General features: G+C 71.8%; 17 protein-coding genes. 11 read left to right on the forward strand and 6 right to left on the reverse strand.

Annotated elements, in window-relative coordinates; all coding sequences use genetic code 11:
* The first annotated feature begins 88 nt into the window (after positions 1–88).
* The 7 genes from ACQBAS_RS03745 to mnmA all read left to right on the forward strand — a co-directional run bounded on the left by ACQBAS_RS03745 (position 89) and on the right by mnmA (position 6,846).
* The gene (locus ACQBAS_RS03745; RefSeq protein WP_427385047.1) at positions 89–631 is read left to right on the forward strand and encodes a T3SS (YopN, CesT) and YbjN peptide-binding chaperone 1; all 543 of its coding nucleotides are present in this window, start codon (positions 89–91) and stop codon (positions 629–631) included.
* Positions 628–1,407 carry an enoyl-CoA hydratase/isomerase family protein gene (locus tag ACQBAS_RS03750; RefSeq protein WP_427385048.1) on the forward strand — a complete coding sequence of 260 codons (780 nt, stop codon included), beginning with the start codon at positions 628–630 and terminating at the stop codon, positions 1,405–1,407. Before ACQBAS_RS03745 ends, ACQBAS_RS03750 begins: the two co-directional genes overlap by 4 nt.
* Positions 1,408–1,655: 248 nt before the next feature.
* Positions 1,656–2,438 (forward strand): electron transfer flavoprotein subunit beta/FixA family protein, encoded by a 783-nt coding sequence (locus ACQBAS_RS03755; protein ID WP_427385049.1) that lies wholly within the window; start codon positions 1,656–1,658, stop codon positions 2,436–2,438.
* 29 nt (positions 2,439–2,467) lie between these two features.
* The gene (locus ACQBAS_RS03760) at positions 2,468–3,424 is read left to right on the forward strand and encodes an electron transfer flavoprotein subunit alpha/FixB family protein (protein WP_427385050.1); all 957 of its coding nucleotides are present in this window, start codon (positions 2,468–2,470) and stop codon (positions 3,422–3,424) included.
* A 226-nt stretch (positions 3,425–3,650) separates the two neighbouring features.
* Positions 3,651–4,502: a hypothetical protein gene (locus ACQBAS_RS03765; protein ID WP_427385051.1), complete on the forward strand. Its 852-nt coding sequence runs from the start codon at positions 3,651–3,653 to the stop codon at positions 4,500–4,502.
* Between the two features lie 74 nt (positions 4,503–4,576).
* Positions 4,577–5,764: a cysteine desulfurase family protein gene (locus ACQBAS_RS03770; RefSeq protein WP_427385052.1), complete on the forward strand. Its 1,188-nt coding sequence runs from the start codon at positions 4,577–4,579 to the stop codon at positions 5,762–5,764.
* Positions 5,764–6,846: a tRNA 2-thiouridine(34) synthase MnmA gene (gene mnmA / locus ACQBAS_RS03775; protein ID WP_427385053.1), complete on the forward strand. Its 1,083-nt coding sequence runs from the start codon at positions 5,764–5,766 to the stop codon at positions 6,844–6,846. The genes ACQBAS_RS03770 and mnmA overlap by 1 nt, the downstream gene beginning before the upstream one ends.
* Here mnmA and ACQBAS_RS03780 read toward each other — a convergent pair.
* The 4 genes from ACQBAS_RS03780 to ACQBAS_RS03795 all read right to left on the reverse strand — a co-directional run bounded on the left by ACQBAS_RS03780 (position 6,786) and on the right by ACQBAS_RS03795 (position 9,698).
* Entirely contained in the window at positions 6,786–7,673 is an 888-nt protein-coding gene (locus tag ACQBAS_RS03780; RefSeq protein WP_427385054.1) for a hypothetical protein, read from the reverse strand. The genes mnmA and ACQBAS_RS03780 overlap by 61 nt on opposite strands.
* On the reverse strand, positions 7,670–7,837 hold the full coding sequence (locus ACQBAS_RS03785; RefSeq protein ID WP_427385055.1) for a rubredoxin: 168 nt from the start codon (positions 7,835–7,837) through the stop codon (positions 7,670–7,672). The genes ACQBAS_RS03780 and ACQBAS_RS03785 overlap by 4 nt, the downstream gene beginning before the upstream one ends.
* Entirely contained in the window at positions 7,834–9,066 is a 1,233-nt protein-coding gene (locus ACQBAS_RS03790) for an alkane 1-monooxygenase (RefSeq protein ID WP_427385056.1), read from the reverse strand. Before ACQBAS_RS03790 ends, ACQBAS_RS03785 begins: the two co-directional genes overlap by 4 nt.
* A gap of 191 nt (positions 9,067–9,257) precedes the next feature.
* The gene (locus ACQBAS_RS03795; protein WP_427385057.1) at positions 9,258–9,698 is read right to left on the reverse strand and encodes an OsmC family peroxiredoxin; all 441 of its coding nucleotides are present in this window, start codon (positions 9,696–9,698) and stop codon (positions 9,258–9,260) included.
* Between the two features lie 139 nt (positions 9,699–9,837).
* Here ACQBAS_RS03795 and ACQBAS_RS03800 point away from each other — a divergent pair, with 139 nt between their 5' ends.
* Positions 9,838–10,842 (forward strand): methionine synthase, encoded by a 1,005-nt coding sequence (locus ACQBAS_RS03800; RefSeq protein ID WP_427385058.1) that lies wholly within the window; start codon positions 9,838–9,840, stop codon positions 10,840–10,842.
* Between the two features lie 13 nt (positions 10,843–10,855).
* On the opposite strand, the gene ACQBAS_RS03805 is transcribed toward ACQBAS_RS03800, so the two are convergent.
* On the reverse strand, positions 10,856–12,415 hold the full coding sequence (locus ACQBAS_RS03805) for a long-chain-fatty-acid--CoA ligase (RefSeq protein WP_427385059.1): 1,560 nt from the start codon (positions 12,413–12,415) through the stop codon (positions 10,856–10,858).
* Positions 12,416–12,509: 94 nt separating this feature from the next.
* Between ACQBAS_RS03805 and ligA the strand changes: the two genes are divergently transcribed.
* The 3 genes from ligA (at position 12,510) to ACQBAS_RS03820 (ending at position 15,968) form a co-directional block, all read left to right on the forward strand.
* A complete protein-coding gene (gene ligA / locus ACQBAS_RS03810) occupies positions 12,510–14,681 on the forward strand; it encodes an NAD-dependent DNA ligase LigA (protein ID WP_427385060.1) in 2,172 nt (723 codons plus the stop codon).
* Positions 14,682–14,805: 124 nt separating this feature from the next.
* Entirely contained in the window at positions 14,806–15,171 is a 366-nt protein-coding gene (locus tag ACQBAS_RS03815; protein ID WP_427385061.1) for a hypothetical protein, read from the forward strand.
* Positions 15,168–15,968, forward strand: coding sequence for a carbon-nitrogen hydrolase family protein (locus ACQBAS_RS03820; RefSeq protein ID WP_427385062.1), 801 nt, complete (start codon positions 15,168–15,170; stop codon positions 15,966–15,968). Before ACQBAS_RS03815 ends, ACQBAS_RS03820 begins: the two co-directional genes overlap by 4 nt.
* Positions 15,969–16,038: 70 nt before the next feature.
* On the opposite strand, the gene ACQBAS_RS03825 is transcribed toward ACQBAS_RS03820, so the two are convergent.
* A complete protein-coding gene (locus ACQBAS_RS03825) occupies positions 16,039–17,658 on the reverse strand; it encodes a DUF222 domain-containing protein (RefSeq protein ID WP_427385063.1) in 1,620 nt (539 codons plus the stop codon).
* Positions 17,659–17,695 lie beyond the last annotated feature (37 nt).

Raw genomic sequence — 17,695 nt, forward strand, 5'->3', positions numbered from 1 at the left:
GTGCGGCGCAGTCGCCGGACGTCCGGGGTGCGGTCCAGCGGGGCGGGCGGCGTGGCCGCACGGTCGGACTGTGGCTACCGTGGTGCCCATGACTGATCCTACCGCCCTGCCCAACTTCCCGCAGCAGCCCCAGCCGGATGCGGCAGCCGACGAGGCGCCCCTGCGCGACCGCATCCAGGCGGCGCTGACCGACCTCGGGCTCGAGCCGGCCATCGACGAGGACGGTGACGTCAGCTTCCGCTTCGAGGAGCAGCAGATGTTCGTCCGGTGCGCCGACGACGAGTCGCAGGTCATCCGCGTCTTCGGCCAGTGGCAGCTGCAGCCGCCCGTCCCGACCGACGCCCAGACCCGCCTCGAGGTGTGCAACGACGTCAACGTCGCCTTCAACCTGATCAAGGCGGCCGTCGCCAACGAGACCCTCCTCGTGACGAGCGAGCACATCCTGCCGCGCGGGGCCGACCTTCGCGGTCTCATGCAGCTCTCCGTGCCGCTCGTCCTCCAGGGTGTCCAGCTGTGGCACCAGCGCGCGACCGGCGAGGACGGCTCCGGCGCTGCCGATGGTGCTGACGCTGCTGCCGGCACCCCCGACGGCGCCCCCGTTGACGGCACCCCCGTGGACCCGCAGGCATGAGCGACCTCGCGGTCCTCGAGGTGGAGGACGGCATCGCCGTCCTCCGGCTGACCCGGCCCCCGATGAACGCCCTGGACACCGAGCTCCAGGAGACGATCCGCCGCCTCGCCCGTGAGGCCACCTCCCGGGCGGACATCAAGGCGGTCATCGTCCACGGCGGCGAGAAGGTCTTCGCCGCGGGCGCGGACGTCAAGGAGATGGCCGACATGTCGTACACGGACATGGTCGACCGCTCGCGTGAACTCCAGGCCTGCTTCACGGCCGTGGCCGACATCCCGAAGCCGACCGTCGCCGCCATCACGGGGTACGCCCTCGGTGGCGGCTGCGAACTCGCGCTGACCTGCGACTTCCGCGTGGCGGGCCGCACGGCCAAGCTCGGCCAGCCCGAGGTGCTGCTCGGCCTCATCCCCGGCGCCGGTGGCACCCAGCGTCTGCCGCGGCTGATCGGCCCGGCGAAGGCGAAGGACCTCATCTTCAGCGGCCGGTTCGTCAACGCCGAGGAGGCGCTCGCCATCGGCCTCGTCGACCGGGTCGTCGAGCCGGAGGAGGTCCTCGAGGCCGCCAAGGAGCTCGTGCGTCCGTACACCGGCGCTGCGAGCTACGCCATCCGCGCGGCCAAGGAGGCCATCGACAAGGGCCTCGAGGTCGACCTCGCGACCGGCCTGGAGATCGAGCGGCTGCAGTTCAGCGGCCTCTTCGCGACGAAGGACCGCACGATCGGCATGGCCTCGTTCATCGAGAGCGGCCCGGGCAAGGCGACCTTCGAGGGCGCCTGACGCACCCGCGGCAATCTCAGGAACGTCTGAGCTACACCACAGGAGGCCGGATCGGCGGACACCGCCGATCCGGCCTCCTGTGCGCATCATCACCCCGTCCTGATGCGGCTGCTGCGGCGGTCGCTGGTTAGGGTCGTCTTCGTTGGGCGTCACCCTCCAGACACCTGCTCCGCCCCCCCCCGGAGCGGCTGGCAGGATGACAGCGGCCCACCATCCGTCATCCCACAAGGAAGAGGACGATCACACCGATGAACATCGTCGTCTGCGTCAAGTACGTCCCGGACGCCCAGTCCGACCGGTCGTTCAACGAGTCCGACAACACGACCGATCGCGAGAGCGTCGACGGCCTCCTCAGCGAGCTCGACGAGTACGCGGTCGAGCAGGCCCTCACGCTGGTCGAGGCCAGCGAGGGTGAGGTCACCGTCGTCACCGTTGGTCCCGAGGCCGCCGCCGAGGCCGTCAAGAAGGCCCTCCAGATGGGCGCCCACAAGGGCGTGCACATCTTGGACGACGCCATCAAGGGCTCCGATGCCGCCGCCACCTCGCTGCTCCTGGCCGAGGCCGTCAAGAAGATCGGCACCCCGGACATCGTGCTGACCGGCATGGCCTCCACCGACGGCACCATGGCCGTCGTCCCCGCCATGCTCGCCGAGCGTCTCGGCCTGCCCCAGGTCACCTTCGCGTCCGACCTCACCATCGACGGCACGACCGTCAAGGCCCGCCGTGACGGCGACGCCGCGAGCGAGACCATCGAGTCGACGCTCCCCGCGCTGATCTCGGTCACCGACCAGATCAACGAGCCGCGTTACCCCTCATTCAAGGGGATCATGGCCGCGAAGAAGAAGCCGGTCGAGACCTGGTCGCTCGCCGACCTCGGCGTCGACGCCGGTCAGGTCGGTCTCGAGAACGCCTGGACGAAGGTCGAGTCCTTCGCGAAGCGTCCCCCGCGTGAGCAGGGCACCATCGTCACCGACGAGGGCGACGGCGGCACGAAGCTCGCCGCGTTCCTGACCGCCCAGAAGTTCGTCTGAGTCGGCTGAGAAGTAGGAGAGGAACAGACATGACCGAAGTTCTCGTTCTCGTCGACCACGCTGCCGGCGAGGTCCGCAAGACCACCGCCGAGATGCTCGCCATCGCGGGTCGCCTCGGCGAGCCGTCCGCCGTCTGGATCGGTGAGGGTGCCCAGGCGTCCACCGAGCTGCTCGGCCGCTACGGCGCCCAGAAGATCTACGTCGTGGAGAACCCCGACGTGACCAGCCACCTCGTCGCGCCGCAGGCCGAGGTGCTCGCCCAGCTCGTCGAGAAGACCTCCCCGGCGGCCGTGCTCATCTCGAGCAACCCGGCTGGCAAGGAGATCGCCGCGCGCCTGTCGATCAAGACCGAGTCCGGCCTGATCACCGACGCCGTCGACGTGCAGGCCGGCGAGAACGGCCCGCGCACGACGCAGTCCGTCTTCGCCGGGTCCTACTCGGTGACGGCCTCCGTCACCAAGGGCACGCCGATCATCACGGTCAAGCCGAACTCGGCCGACCCGGAGCAGGTCGGTGCCGCGGGCGCCGTCGAGCTCGTCGAGGTCACCGTGTCCGACACGGCCAAGGGCGCCAAGATCACCGCCTCCGAGCCCAAGCAGTCCACGGGCCGCCCGGAGCTCACCGAGGCCGCGATCGTCGTCTCCGGCGGCCGTGGAACGGGTGGCGACTTCTCGCCGGTCGAGGCGTTCGCCGACAGCCTCGGCGCTGCCGTCGGTGCCTCGCGCGCCGCCGTCGACGCCGGCTGGTACCCGCACACCTCGCAGGTCGGCCAGACCGGCAAGCAGGTCTCGCCGCAGCTCTACGTGGCCTGCGGCATCTCCGGTGCCATCCAGCACCGGGCCGGCATGCAGACCTCGAAGACGATCGTCGCCATCAACAAGGACGAGGAGGCGCCGATCTTCGAGCTCGTCGACTTCGGCGTCGTCGGCGACCTCTTCCGGGTGCTCCCGCAGGCGACCGAGGCGGTTCGCGCCCGCAAGGGCTGACCCGCACGACCTGCACCGAAGGGGACCCCGGCCGACTCGGCCGGGGTCCCCTTCGTCGTCGTCGCCGTCCTGGCTGCCGGTGATGTCGTGCGTGGGCGAATTGTGGTGATGCCGGTGTTGTCGTTGTCGTCGGGAGTGTCCTGATCGCCGTTATCGTTGTGTGACATTCGAGCGCGCGACCGCTACGGTGGCGAGGAACGTCTTCCCCTGCCTGAAGGTCCCCTCCGTGTCTCGTCGTTCCTATCAGGGTCGCCATGCGCCCGCTCCCGGGGCACCGCGCGACCGTCATCCCGCCACGAGCGTCCTCGCTCGTACGGGTGCCAAGGCCGTCGTCGGTCTCGGCCTCGTCTCGGGCGTCACGGCCGCCGTCGCGGCGCCGTCCGCGGACCTGACCTCCTTCGGCCGTGCTGCGACCACGGCGGCCGGGAGCCAGCCCGTCGCGCTCGCCACGGTCGCGAACGACCGCGTCGACCACGTCGCCTCGCGCTCGAGCGCTCGTGGAGCCCTGACCGCCTCGTCGAAGGCGGCCGGACCGACCTCCGTGCGCCGGATCGTCACGGTCGAGGCCAAGCCCAAGCCCAAGCCCAAGCCGACGGTGACACCCACGCCGACCGAGACGCCGTCCGACACTGCGAGCGAGTCCGCCGCGGACGCCGCCGCAGCAGCGCCCACGGAGACCACGACGCCGACGGCGACGCAGGCGCCAGCCCCGACGACCCAGGCGCCGACGGGCGCGGGACAGTGGGCGGCGGAGGCCGCGGCCAAGGGCCTCGGCCCCAACGCCTCGCTCGTCTACGCGGCCGTGAAGAACAACTTCCCCCAGATCTCGACCATCGGCGGCTACCGCGCCGGCGACGGCGGCGACCACGGCTCGGGCCGTGCCGTCGACATCATGGTGACCGGCAGCCTCGGCGACTCGATCGCCGCCTACATGCAGGCGCATGCCGGGGAGCTCAACATCGCGTACGTCATCTGGCAGCAGCGCATCTGGTTCCCGGGCGGTGGCTGGAGCCCGATGGAGGACCGCGGGAGCGCCACGGCCAACCACTACGACCACGTGCACGTCTCCGTCTCCTGATCCACGCCTGAGCCTCCCGCTGGGCAACTGGCGACCGTTCGGACCCTGCCGGGCCGAGATCTAGACTTGCGCGGGTGACCACGTACCTCGACCACGCCGCCACGACGCCGATGCTGCCCGCGGCGAGCGCCGCGATGCTCGAGCAGATGGGGATCCCGGGCAACGCGTCGTCGCTGCACACCTCGGGCCGCGCGGCCCGTCGCGTCGTCGAGGAGTCGCGTGAGCGGATCGCGAAGGCGATCGGGGCGCGGCCCAGCGAGGTCATCTTCACCTCGGGCGGCACCGAGTCCGACAACCTCGCCATCAAGGGGACCTACCGGGCCCGACGCACCGCGGACCCCACCCGGACGCGCCTCGTCGTGAGCGGGGTCGAGCACCACGCCGTGCTCGATGCCGTCGAGCACCTCGTCGAGGCCGAGGGTGCCGAGGTCACCTGGGTCGAGCCGGACGCCTGCGGGATCATCCCCGTGGACGGGGTGCGCGAGGCCATCGACCGTGACCCCTCCTCCGTGGCCCTCGTCAGCGTCATGTGGGCGAACAACGAGGTCGGGACCGTCCAGGACATCGCGGCCATCGCGGAAGTGGCCCACGCACACGACATCCCCGTGCACACCGACGCCGTCCAGGCGGTCGGTCACCTGCCGGTCGACTTCACCGCGAGCGGCGTCGACCTGCTCACCCTCACCGGCCACAAGCTCGGCGGGCCGGTCGGGGTCGGCGCCCTCGTCGCCCGCCGCGACGCCCAACTGGTCCCGCTCACCCACGGTGGCGGTCAGGAGCGTCGGGTGCGCAGCGGCACGCTCGACGTACCCGCGATCCGGGCCCTGGCGGTCGCCATCGAGGACAGCGCGGCGACGCTCGAGGCCGAGGCGGTGCGACTCGTCGGGCTGCGGGACCGGCTGATCAAGGGCGCCCTCGCCATGGACTACGGCATTCGGGTCACGGGCTGCTGGGACGAAGGGGACGTCACGCGTCGCCTGCCCGGCAACGCTCACCTGCTGATCCCCGGCTGCGAGGGCGATTCCCTGCTGTACCTGCTCGACGCCGAGGGCATCGAGTGTTCGACCGGGTCGGCTTGTCAGGCGGGGGTCCCGCGCCCGAGTCACGTCGTGCTCGCCATGGGGATCGACGAGGTCGACGCCCGGGGTGCTCTGCGGATCAGCTTCGGCCGGACGTCGGCCGACGCCGACGTCGACCACTTCCTCGAGGTCCTGCCGGCCGCCGTGGAGCGGGCCCGGCGCGCCGCCGGCGGAGCGCGCTGATGCGCGTCGTCGCCGCGATGAGCGGTGGGGTCGACTCGGCCGTGGCGGCGTCCCGCATGGTCGAGGCTGGCCACGACGTCGTGGGCGTCCACCTGGCGCTCTCGCAGAGCGCCGCGACGCTGCGCGAGTCGGCCCGAGGCTGCTGCACCATCGAGGACGCCGGCGACGCCCGGCGGGTCGCCGATCGGATCGGCATCCCCTTCTACGTCTGGGACATGGCCACGCGCTTCCGCGAGGACGTCGTCGACGACTTCGTCGCGGAGTACGCCGCGGGCCGCACCCCGAACCCGTGCCTGCGCTGCAACGAGCGGATCAAGTTCGCCGCACTGTTGGACAAGGCGGTCGCCCTCGGCTTCGACGCCGTGGCGACCGGGCACTACGCCCAGATCGTCGAGCGCCCCGACGGCACCCGCGAGCTCCACCGCGCCGTCGACAGCGCCAAGGACCAGTCCTACGTCCTCGGTGTCCTCGACGCGCAGCAGCTCGCGCGCTCCTTCTTCCCGCTCGGGGACACGACGAAGCCGGACATCCGCCGCGAGGCGCAGGAGCGCGGCTTCTACGTCGCCTCCAAGCCGGACAGCCACGACATCTGCTTCATCGCCGACGGGGACACCCGCGGCTGGCTCGAGTCACGTCTGGGGGAGCAGCCGGGCGACGTCGTCGACGAGCACGGTGACGTCGTCGGACGGCACTCGGGCTCCTACGGGTTCACCGTCGGGCAGCGGCGGGGCCTCGGGATCGCGCGCGAGCGTCAGGACGGGCAGCCGCGCTACGTCACCGGTGTGGACGCCGCGACGAACACCGTGACCATCGGCACGGCGGACCTGCTCGGCGTCGACCGGATCCGCGGCGACCACGCGCGCTGGTGCGGACCGGCGCCGGCGGGGCGCGTGCGGGTCGGTGCGCAGGTGCGGGCCCACGGCGAGGAACTCCCGGCCACGGCCTGGGCCGACGGCGACGACGTGCACGTCGAATTGGACGAGCGGCTGCGCGGGGTGGCCCCGGGTCAGTCCGTCGTGCTCTACGAGGGGACGCGGGTCGTCGGCTCGGCGACGATCGCGGAGGCCACGCTCGCCCGCTGAGCCAGCGCGAGGCCCACCAGCCCCGTCGTCAGGAGCCCCGCGAGGAGCGCGACGATCGAGGCGGCGCCCCAGGTCGCCCAGTCGATCTCGCCGGCGTGCCACACGAGGCCCACGAGACCGAGGAAGCCCATCAGCACGATGGCGTGGAGGCCCGGGCGGACGCGCTCGAGGTCGTCCTCGGCCAGGGCCTGCAGGAGCGCGACGCCGAGGGTGAGTGCCCAGGCGCCGAGTGCGCGTGCGTCGAGGGTCGAGGTCTCCCAGGGGATCACGGCGGCCCAGAAGGTCGTCCCGCCGAGCAGGCCGACCCCGAGGCCGAAGAACGCCGAGCCGAGGACGGCCACGAGCGGGAGAGCCCAACGGGGCAGGGGAGCGGTCCGGGCGAGCGGGAACCCCGGTTCGCGGGACTGGGCCACCAGCACGACGAGGATGGCGACGGTCAGGGCGACCATGGCCAGCAGCCAGCCCCACGCCAGGACGACGGCGACGACGGGTCCGCCGTCGAGCGCGAGGTCGCCGCGGTGCACGACGGCCAGCACCGCCATGGTCGCCACGAGGACGCCCGCGGGGAGCACGGCGATCCGCACCCCTTCCCAGTGCGGCCGGACGGCCGCGGAGAACATCATCGGGACCACCCCGAGCAGGCCAGCGCCCATGAGGGCCGAGCTGACCGGGGAGGTGAAGGGCCACGCGAAGTACGTCGCGCTCCGGGTGCTCCCGGCGAAGGCGACCAGGCCGGCGACGATCGCCAGCAGGGCGATGGCGACGAGCAGCGGCGAGATCAGGGGCGTCGCGTCACGCCCGGTGGGTGGGCGGAGCGGCTCGTTCACTGGGGCACCGGGACGAAGTCCTGCGCCTCGCGCACGCCGCAGTCGGGACACGGCCAGTCGGGGTCGACCTCGTTCAGTGGGGTGCCGGCCGGCCACCCTTCGCGCGGGTCGCCGGCGGACTCGTCGTAGCGGTAGTCGCAGCCGGGGCAGGCGAAGACGCTCACGCGGCGACCCCCTTCGCGCTGGTCGTGGTGGTGCTCGCGGCGGACGCCCCGCGCGCGTGGCGGGCGAGCACGGCGGCCCGCCTGCGCGGGTGGATGTTGGCGCGGGTGATGTCGCCGTCGAAGTGGGCGACGACGCGCTTGTCCATGACGGCCCGCCAGATCGCGGGCACCCAGGTGAGGACGATCATCCCGGCGTAGCCCGTGGGCAGGACGGGGGACTCGGGGAAGTCGCGCAGGGTCTGGTAGCGGCGCACGGGGTTGGCGTGGTGGTCGCTGTGACGCTGCAGGTGGTAGAGCAGGACGTTGGTCCCGATGTTGTTGCTGTTCCACGAGTGGCTGGCGTTGACACGCTCGTAGCGGCCGGCGCTCGTCGTCGCGCGGAGCATGCCGTAGTGCTCGAGGTAGTTGACCGACTCGAGGAGCCAGATGCCGACGATCGCCTGGATGACCAGGTACGGCAGGACACCCCAGCCGAAGGCGATGATCAGCGCGCCCCAGATGAGGACCGTGAAGGCCCACGCGTTGAGGACGTCGTTGCGCAGGGTCCAGTGGCTCTCGCCACGCCGCTGGAGGCGCCGCTTCTCGATGCCCCAGGCGCTGCGGAGGCTGCCGATGACGGTCCGGGGGAGGAACTCCCACACCGACTCGCCGACCCGCGAGCTGGCCGGGTCCTCGGGGGTGGCGACGCGGACGTGGTGGCCCCGGTTGTGCTCGATGAAGAAGTGGCCGTAGGCCGTCTGGGCCAGGGCGACGCGGGCGAACCAGCGCTCGTGCGTCTCCTTCTTGTGACCGAGCTCGTGCGCGGTGTTGATGGCGATGCCGGCCACCGTGCCGATGCCGGTGGCCAGACCCACCTTGTCGACCCATGTCATCGGGGGCATGTCGCCGGCCCCTCCGCGGGACAGCAGCCAGGCGCCGGCGACGAGGGAGGCGTACTGGAGTGGGATGTAGAGGTAGGTCACCCAGCGGTAGTAGCGGTCGTTCTCGAGCTGGTCGAGGACCTCGTCCGGGGGGTTGTTCGGGTCGATGCCCGCGACGAGGTCGATGAGCGGGATGATGCCGAAGACGACGACGGGGCAGGACCACCAGAAGATCGGCTGGCCGGTGAGGAGCACGAGCCCCCACGCGAGGAAGGGGAGCAGCGGGATGATCAGACCGAGCACCCACATGGGGCGCTTGAGGTCGCGCCACGCGGGCGTCGCGGGGGCGGCCACAGCGGGCGGGGCCATGTCGACTCCTTTGTCGGTTCGGCGGAGATGTAAACCTACGTCTCGGTAGGATGCCACGACAAGAGGGGCCGGGGGAGTGTTCGCGCACACTCGTCCGATCGCGAGCGCGATGAGCACCCACGATCGGACGAATCAGTGCGTCAGGTTGCTGGAGCTGCGGGCGCCCTCGTGATGCGGCGCCCGCGTGGCGATCAGCCCTCGAGCGCGGCGTCGAGCGTGATCTCGACTCCGGTCAGGGCCTTGCTGATCGGGCAGCCCGCCTTCGCCTCCTGGGCCGCGCTCTCGAAGGCAGCGGCATCGACGCCCTCGACCTCGCCGCGGACCGTCAGGGTGATGCCCGTGAGCCGGAAGCCGCCCGCGGGGTCCTCGCCGAGGGTGACGTCGGCCTGGACGTCGAGCGCGTGCACCGTGCCGCCGGCCTTGCCGAGGAGGGCGGACAACTGCATGGCGTAGCAGGACGAGTGGGCGGCACCGATGAGCTCCTCGGGGCTCGTCGTGCCGTCGGCCGCCTCCGCGGTGCGCTTGGGAAAGGAGACGTCGAAGGTGCCGACGCCCGAACTGCTCAGCTCGACCTGGCCGGAGCCGTCCTGGAGGCCGCCCTTCCAGGCGGTGCGTGCGGTGCGGGTGGGCATGAGGTGCTCCTTCGCGATCGGGACCGGGCTGGGTCGAGCGTGCCCGTCCCTCCAGTCAAGCCGAAGACGTCCGGAAGCGCACCCCCCTTCGTCATCGCACGTACCGGTCGCCGCCGCCGCGTCGCCTAGAGTCGAGGCCGTGACCAACGCATCGGGGATCGGCTCGTGGCCGGGGACGGACTCCCGGGAGGCGATCCGCATCGTGCGGGACCTGCTGGTCGAGGACGGGATCCCCTACCTGCCGGAGACGCCCGCGCGCGGACCCGGGGCCGACATGATCGGGCGGGCGACCGGCCTGCTCGTCGAACTGCCGGTCGACCTGCAGCCGTCGGGCTGGCGATTCGTCGACCGGCCCGGTCGGGATGCCGCGCGCACCGCGTCCTTCTGGAGGCAGGACCTCGACGAGATCGCGGAGGCCTACGACGGGCACACCGGCCCCCTCAAGCTCCAGGTGACGGGGCCGTGGACACTCGCCGCGTCCGTCGAGCTCAACCGCGGGGAGAAGGCGGCCGGTGACCCGGCCGCGCGTGCGGACGTCATCGCCTCGCTCGCGGAAGGGGTCCGCCTGCACCTCGCCGAGGTCGCTCGGCTCGTGCCCGGTGCCGACCTCGTCCTGCAACTCGACGAGCCCGGGTTGCCCGCCGTGCTGGAGGGTCGCCTGCCGACCGTTTCGGGCTACGGCCGCCTGGCTGCGGTGGACCGGCAGGAGGTGGCCGCCGGACTGTCCGAGGTCCTCGCCGCGGCAGGGGAGCGGACCACCGTGGTCCACTGCTGCCACCCCGACGCCCCGCTGGCGCTGCTCCGGGAGTCGGGCGCCTCGGCGATCGCGGTCGACCTCGACCAGTGGGAGCGCCTCGCCCCGGAACCGTTGTGGGACACCATCGCCGAGATCATCGAGTCGCCCGTCGCCCTGTGGGCCGGCATTCACCCGAGCAACGGCGGCGGGGCCGGTCGGGACTGGCGGACGTCGTGGGACGTCCTGCACGCCCGCTGGGTGCGACTCGGGCTGACCGCGAGCGACCTCGACCGGCTCGTGATCACGCCGGCCTGCGGGCTCGCCTGGTCCACCCAGGCCGAGGCGGTCGCCGCCCAGCGAGCGGCTCGCGAGATCGCGAAGGCGGCGACCGACCTGGCCAGGTCGTGACGGCTGACGGGGATCAGCCCTCCTGCGGGGCGTGCACCTCGCGTCGCAGGATCTTGCCCGTCGGCCCCTTGGGGAGTTCACCGAGCTGCCAGATGCGGCGCGGGTACTTGTACGCCGCCAGGTTCTCCTTGACGTAGGCCTGGACGTCGGCGAGCGTCGTCTCGGTGCCCGTTCGCAGCACGACCGCGGCGCCGACCTCCTCGCCCATCATCTCGTCGGGGACGCCGACGACGGCGGCCTCGAGGATGTCGGGGTGGGCGTAGAGGACCTCCTCCACCTCGCGCGGGTACACGTTCATCCCGCCGCGGATGATCATGTCCTTCTTGCGGTCGACGATCGTGTAGAAGCCCTCCTCGTCGACGGTCGCGAGGTCGCCACTGCGGAACCAGCCGTCCGGGATGGCGGTCGCCGTCTCCTCGGGCTTGCCCCAGTACCCCTTCATGATGTTGTCGCCGCGGATGGCGATCTCGCCGATGCCACCGCCGGCGGGGACGTCGTTGCCGGCGACGTCGATGAGCTTCATCTCGCAGCCGGGGATGGTGACGCCGATGGTGCCGGGCTTGCTGGCGCGGTCGGGCAGGTTGAAGGAGGCGACCGGGGACGTCTCCGACAGGCCGTAGCCCTCGAGGAGGCGGCACCCGAAAGTCGCCTCGAAGGCGCGCAGGGTGTCGCCGGGCAGGGCGGAGCCGCCCGAGATGCAGACGCGCAGGCTGCTCTTGTCCGTGGTCTCGACGGCGGGGTTGTGGAGCATCGCGGCGTACATCGTCGGGACGCCCTCGAAGATCGTCACCGTGTCGCGCTCGATGACCTCGAGCGCCTTGGCGGGGTCGAAGCGCGGGATGAGGGTCAGGGTGGCCCCGACCTGGGTGGCGGCGTTGAGGCCACAGGTCAGACCGAAGACGTGGAAGAGGGGGAGGCAACCCATGATGACGTCCTCGGTGGTCATCCCCATGATCGTCTCGGCCGAACGCAGCGAGTTGAGGTCGAGGTTGCGGTGGGTCAGCTCGGCCCCCTTCGGTCGTCCCGTGGTGCCGGAGGTGTAGAGGATGACGGCGGTGTCGTCGGCCTCCCGCGGGGTCGGCTCAGTGATGGCCGTGCCCGGCGGCAGGTCCTCGTCGCTCGGCCCGAGGACGCCGGAGGTGACGACGCGCGTGCCGGTGCGCTCGCCGGCCTTGGCGGCCTCGGGGACGAACTCCTCCCAGACGAGCGCGACCTTTGCGCCCGAATCGGTGAAGTAGTACTCGACCTCGTTGGCCTTGAGCAGCGGGTTCATCGGGACGACGATCGCGCCGGCGAGGAGCGCGCCGAAGTAGAGGACCGGGTAGGCGGGGACGTTCGGCAGGATCAGGGCGACCCGGTCGCCGGGCTCCACGCCGGCGGCGCGAAGGGCGCCCGCGGCGCGCGCGGCCCGCTCGTGCAGCTGGGACCAGGTGAGGGAGAGGTCGTCGAGCTTGATGGCGGTGCGGTCGGGGTGCGCGGCCGCGGTGGCGACGAGGTTGCCGGCGAGGTGACTCAAGGGGGCCTCCTGGGGGAAGGGGATGTCGTGCAGGTGGTGGCGGGGGTGGAGTGACATGCCACCACATGCGGGGACGCAGGGGTAGACCCACCCCGAGTGGTGGTCCCCTTCGGCGCGTCGCGCTGTCGGTGCGGTGCGGCAGGATTGGGGTGTGAGCGAGACCGACGTGCAGCCCGAGGTGCCCGCCGACGTGCCGGAGGAGGTCCGGCAGGAGTGGAACGACCTCGCCGAGCAGGCGACCGCCCACCAGTTCGCGTACCACGTCAAGGATGCCCCGACGATCAGTGACGGGGCCTACGACGAACTCATCGGCCGGCTGCGCGGGATCGAGGAGGCGCACCCGTCGCTGCGGACGCCGGAGAGTCCGACGCAGGCCGTCGGCGGCGCGGTGTTCTCCACGGACTTCACGGCGGTCGACCACCTCGAGCGCCTGCTGAGCCTCGACAACGCCTTCACCACGGACGAGATGCGGGAGTGGGCCGCCCGGGTCGAGCGTGAGGCCAACACGAGCGGCCTGCACTACCTCTGCGAGCTCAAGATCGACGGCCTCGCCATCAACCTGCTCTACCAAGGGGGGCGCCTGACCCGCGCCCTGACCCGTGGCGACGGCCGCACCGGGGAGGACGTCACGCTCAACGTGCGGACGATCGAGGGGATCCCGCAGGTGTTGCACGGGGAGGACATCCCGGAGCTCGTCGAGATCCGCGGCGAGGTCTTCTTCCCGATCGAGGCCTTCGCCGACCTCAACGCCGCGCAGGTCGAGGCGGGGCGTCCGCCCTACGCCAACCCGCGCAACGCGGCCGCGGGCTCACTGCGGCAGAAGGACCCGCGTGTCACCGCGGCGCGTCCGCTGCGGATGCTCGTGCACGGCATCGGTGCGCGTCAGGGCTTCGACCTCCACCGCCAGAGCCACGGGTACGAACTGCTGCACGCCTGGGGAATGCCGACGTCGACGCACTACCGCGTGCTCGACACGATCGACGAGGTCCTCGCCTTCATCGACGAGACCGGCGCGGCCCGGCACAGCGTGGAGCACGAGATCGACGGTGTCGTCGTGAAGGTCGACGAGATCGCCACCCAGCGCCGGCTCGGCGCGACGTCGCGTGCGCCACGATGGGCCATCGCCTTCAAGTACCCGCCGGAGGAGGTCAACACGACCCTCCTCGACATTCGGGTGAACGTCGGGCGCACGGGGCGGGTGACCCCCTTCGGCGTCATGGAGCCGGTGACGGTGGCCGGGTCGACGGTCGCGATGGCCACGCTGCACAACGCGCACGAGGTCAAGCGCAAGGGCGTGCTCATCGGGGACACGGTCGTGCTGCGCAAGGCGGGCGACGTCATCCCCGAGATCCTCGGGCCGGTCGTCGGGCTGCGCGACGGGAGCGAGCGCGAGTTCGTCATGCCGACCGACTGCCCGTCGTGCGGGACGCGGCTGGCTCCGCAGAAGGAGGGCGACAAGGACATTCGGTGTCCCAACAGCCGCTCGTGCCCGAGCCAACTGCGTGAGCGGCTGGCCGGGTTGGCCGGGCGGGGAGCGTTCGACATCGAGGCGCTCGGCTGGGAGGGCGCGGTCGCGCTGCTCGAGTCGGGGGTCCTGCACGACGAGTCGACCCTGTTCTCCCTGACCGAGGACGACCTCGCCCGCGTCCCCCTCTTCACCCGGGTGGCGAAGAAGACCGACCCGGAGGACGCGGTCGTCGACGGCCGGGTGCTCTCGGCGAACGGCCTCAAGCTCATCGCCAACCTCGCCGCCGCAAAGGAGCAGCCCCTGTGGCGGGTGCTCGTGGCGCTGTCGATTCGTCACGTCGGCCCGACCGCGGCCCGGGCGCTCGCGGGGCACTTCGGGACGATGGAGGCCATCCGGGCGGCCACCGTCGAGGACCTCTCGGGCGTCGAGGGCGTGGGTGGCGTGATCGCCCAGGCCGTGCGGGAGTGGTTCGACGGGGAGGGCAACGACTGGCACCGCGAGATCGTGGATCGCTGGGCTCAGGACGGCGTGCGCATGGCCGACGAGCGTGATGCGTCCGTGGAGCGAACGTTGGAGGGTCGGACCGTCGTCGTGACGGGCTCGCTGGAGGGGTTCTCCCGGGACGAGGCGAAGGAGGCCATCCTCGAGCGAGGCGGGAAGGCGTCGGGGTCGGTCAGCAAGAAGACGGACTGGGTCGTCGTCGGGGAGAACGCCGGGTCGAAGGAGGACAAGGCGAGGGAGTTGGGCCGGCCGATCCTCACCGAAGAGGAGTTCGTCGAACTGCTGGAGACGGGTGACGTCGCTCGGTTCGCCGCAGCGGGGGATGGTGCGGCGGAGGATGGCGAGGACGAGTAGGACGCGGTGCGCCGGACGCCCTCGGGCTGCCCGCCCTGAGGTCGGCAACGCGGGCACCGAGGACCAACCGGGCGACGGTGGGGACCGGGCGGCGAGTGAGACGGGTCTGACCTACCGTGGTGCCATGCCACAGGTCAGCACCGACGTCTACGTGCCCGTTCGCCCGGAGGTGGCGCTCGCCGTCTCGAGGACGGTGGAGGCCGTGAAGGTGCGCTGGGACCCCTTCGTCCAGGAGTTGCAGGGCGGCTGGCACTTCGCGGCGGAGGGGCCGGGAACGAGGGCGACCTGGTCCGGTGAGGTGACGACTCGCCCTGCGCGGCTGCGCTCCGTCACGGACCGGATCAGCGGACGGTCGCTTCGCCGCGCGGTGCGGCGCCGGGTCGACGAGTTCGCTCGCGCCTGCGTCGACCCGGCGGCGCTTGCCGCGAGTCTGGGGATGATGTCGGTGAACCGGGGGACGACGTCGGCGAGCCGGGAGGAGCAGTTGTGAAGCAGGTGACGACGTTGCGGGTCGCGGCCGGTCAGATCTCCAGCACCCGCGACACCCGCGAGAACCTCGCGTCCATCGCCGAGGTCGTCGCGCGTGCCGGGGCGGCCGGGGCGCGTCTCGTGGTGCTCCCCGAGGCCGCCATGGCCTCGTTCGAGATGAAGTTGTCGGTCGTGGCCCAGCCGCTCGACGGGCCGTTCGCCGATGCACTGCGGGGGATCGCCGAGCGTCACGGGGTCGTCCTCGTCACGGGGATGTTCACGCCAGCGGATGAGGCGGGGCCCGACGGCCGGGAACGCGTGCACAACACGTTGCTCGTCACCGGTCCGGGCGTGGAGGAGACGACGTATCGGAAGGTGCACCTGTACGACGCCTTCGGCACGAAGGAGTCGGACACCGTCGCGCCGGGGGACGAGTACGTGACGGTCGAGGTTGACGGATGGACCGTTGGGCTCGCGACGTGTTTTGACGTGCGGTTCGCGGAGCAGTTCACGGAGCTCGGTCGCCGTGGCGCCGACCTGGTGGTCCTGCCGGCGTCGTGGGGCGACGGCCCGGGCAAGGCCGAGCAGTGGGACCTGCTCTGTCAGGCGAGGGCGCACGATGCCCAGGCGTGGCTGTTGTCGTGCGGGCAGGCCTGGACCTCGCACTCCACGAAGGGTCCGTACGGGATCGGCCGTTCGGCGCTCGTCCACCCCTCCGGCGCCGTCCGCGCGCGGCTCGGCGGGGAACCGGATCTGCTCGTCGCGACGATCGATCGTGCCGTCGTCGCGAAGGTGCGGGAGGTCACGCCGATCCTCTGAGCCGCCCGCCTTCAACCGGGCTCGGAGTCTGTGCCCCGTCACGCGGGACAGCCCTCACCCCGGGCGACGGTCACCCGCTCGGTCGATCTGGGGCTGGTGGCGCTGCGGGTGGTGGCGCGCTCCCGCGTGGCCGTGGAACCGTGCCGGGTGGGCGCAGATGTCCCTCCCACGTGACGCCGGCGGCGGTGACCGTGGCCGTGAGGTGATGTTTGTGGACGTGCGTGTGATGACGCTGGCAGAGCAGCGCAGCGTTCGACAGGTCGGTGGGGCCGCCGTGGCTCCACCAGTCGACGTGGTGAGCCTGCGTCCACGCTGGCGGGATGGTGCAACCGGGGAAGGTGCACCCGGCGTCGCGTCGAATGAGCGCACGTCGTTGGCCGGGCGTGAACAGTCGCGCTGCCTGGCCGACGTCGAGGACCTCGCCGCGGCCACCGAGCACCATCGGGATGAACTCCGCGTCGCAGGCCATCCGGCGGATGACGTCGGGAGGCAACACGTCACCCGTGTCCGTGAGCCCAGCACCGGCGAGTTCTCCGGCGAGGGTGGCCAGCGGGATGGTGACGACGATCTGGGATCGGGCGCTACCGGGCCGGCCGGGACCGGGGGCCTGAACGCCGCGCCGGACGGTCTCCATGAGGGCATCGGCGCGGCGTTGCGGTGCCGTACGCGGATCACGCTCACCGTCGGGTCCGGGCGTGGGTGCCGCGTACGTGGAGAACATCGCCTCGAGGGTGGCTGCGTCCTCGGCGGGAACCTCGAGGCGGTAGAGCGCCATCCCGCACGCCCCTCGGCTGCGGGTCACCGATCGCGACGCGTGGCCGACCCGGTCCTGGGTGTCGAGATCCCGTGCTGGGGTCAACATCCGAGCCGTGACGGTGATGGCGGTCGCAAGTTGTCGATCGGTCAGGCCGCCGATCCGGGTCTCCCCACCAGTCGGCCTTCCGTGGTCTGCCGATGCACCGTCGACGGCCCGGGCTCCCTCGCGAGCCTGTGCACCGTCGCCGGTCTCGTCGGGGAGGGTCGTGTCCGAGGCGGCATCGAGCAGGATGGCGAGGTCGGCGGCGAGCTGGTCGCGGTCGGCAGTGGGCCGCACCCGCCCCTCGAACCGGATGAGCTGGGCGGCCTTCCCCAGGGACAGGTCACCCTCGGCGAAGGCGCGACAGACCTCGATCGGCCCGGCCTTCGGCTCCTCGTCCCCCCGGTCGCTCGTGCCACCCGCGGAGGCGGGGGAATCGGTGCCGGCGGTGCGGGACTGGCTCGTCCCGTCCGCGTCGAGCGCGAACGGGTCCACGACGTCGTGGGTCGGCGTCGCGCGCAGTCCCGCGGACGCGACGTGAACGACCTTCGCTGCGTGGAACGCATCGGGAGCAGGTGCCGCTGCACCCTGGGCGGCCACGACCCAGTCGACGGCGCCGGCCCCTGCGGCCGCGGGCAGGCCGCGCTCGAGTGCTTCGCGCGTCTGGCCGACCTCGAGGACGTCGAGCGCGTGACGGGCGATCCCGACGAGACCGAGGGTTGCCGCGACGTCGTGGTCGGACTGCTGCCACACCTCCTCACGGGTGGCCTTGAGCAACTCCTCGACGGCGGCGTGGACCCGGGTCGCGCGGCTGGAAGCCACGATCGCCCCCGCCCCATCGAGCCATCCCGTCGAGATCGCCACCGTGCTGCCCTCCCCAGAGCTGGTGTCCACGCGGGGTGCCGGCCCCTTCGTCCGGCTGTCCCCACCC

This window comes from Janibacter zhaoxuefangae (genome assembly GCF_050271985.1).
In the GTDB taxonomy this organism is placed as follows: Bacteria; Actinomycetota; Actinomycetes; order Actinomycetales; family Dermatophilaceae.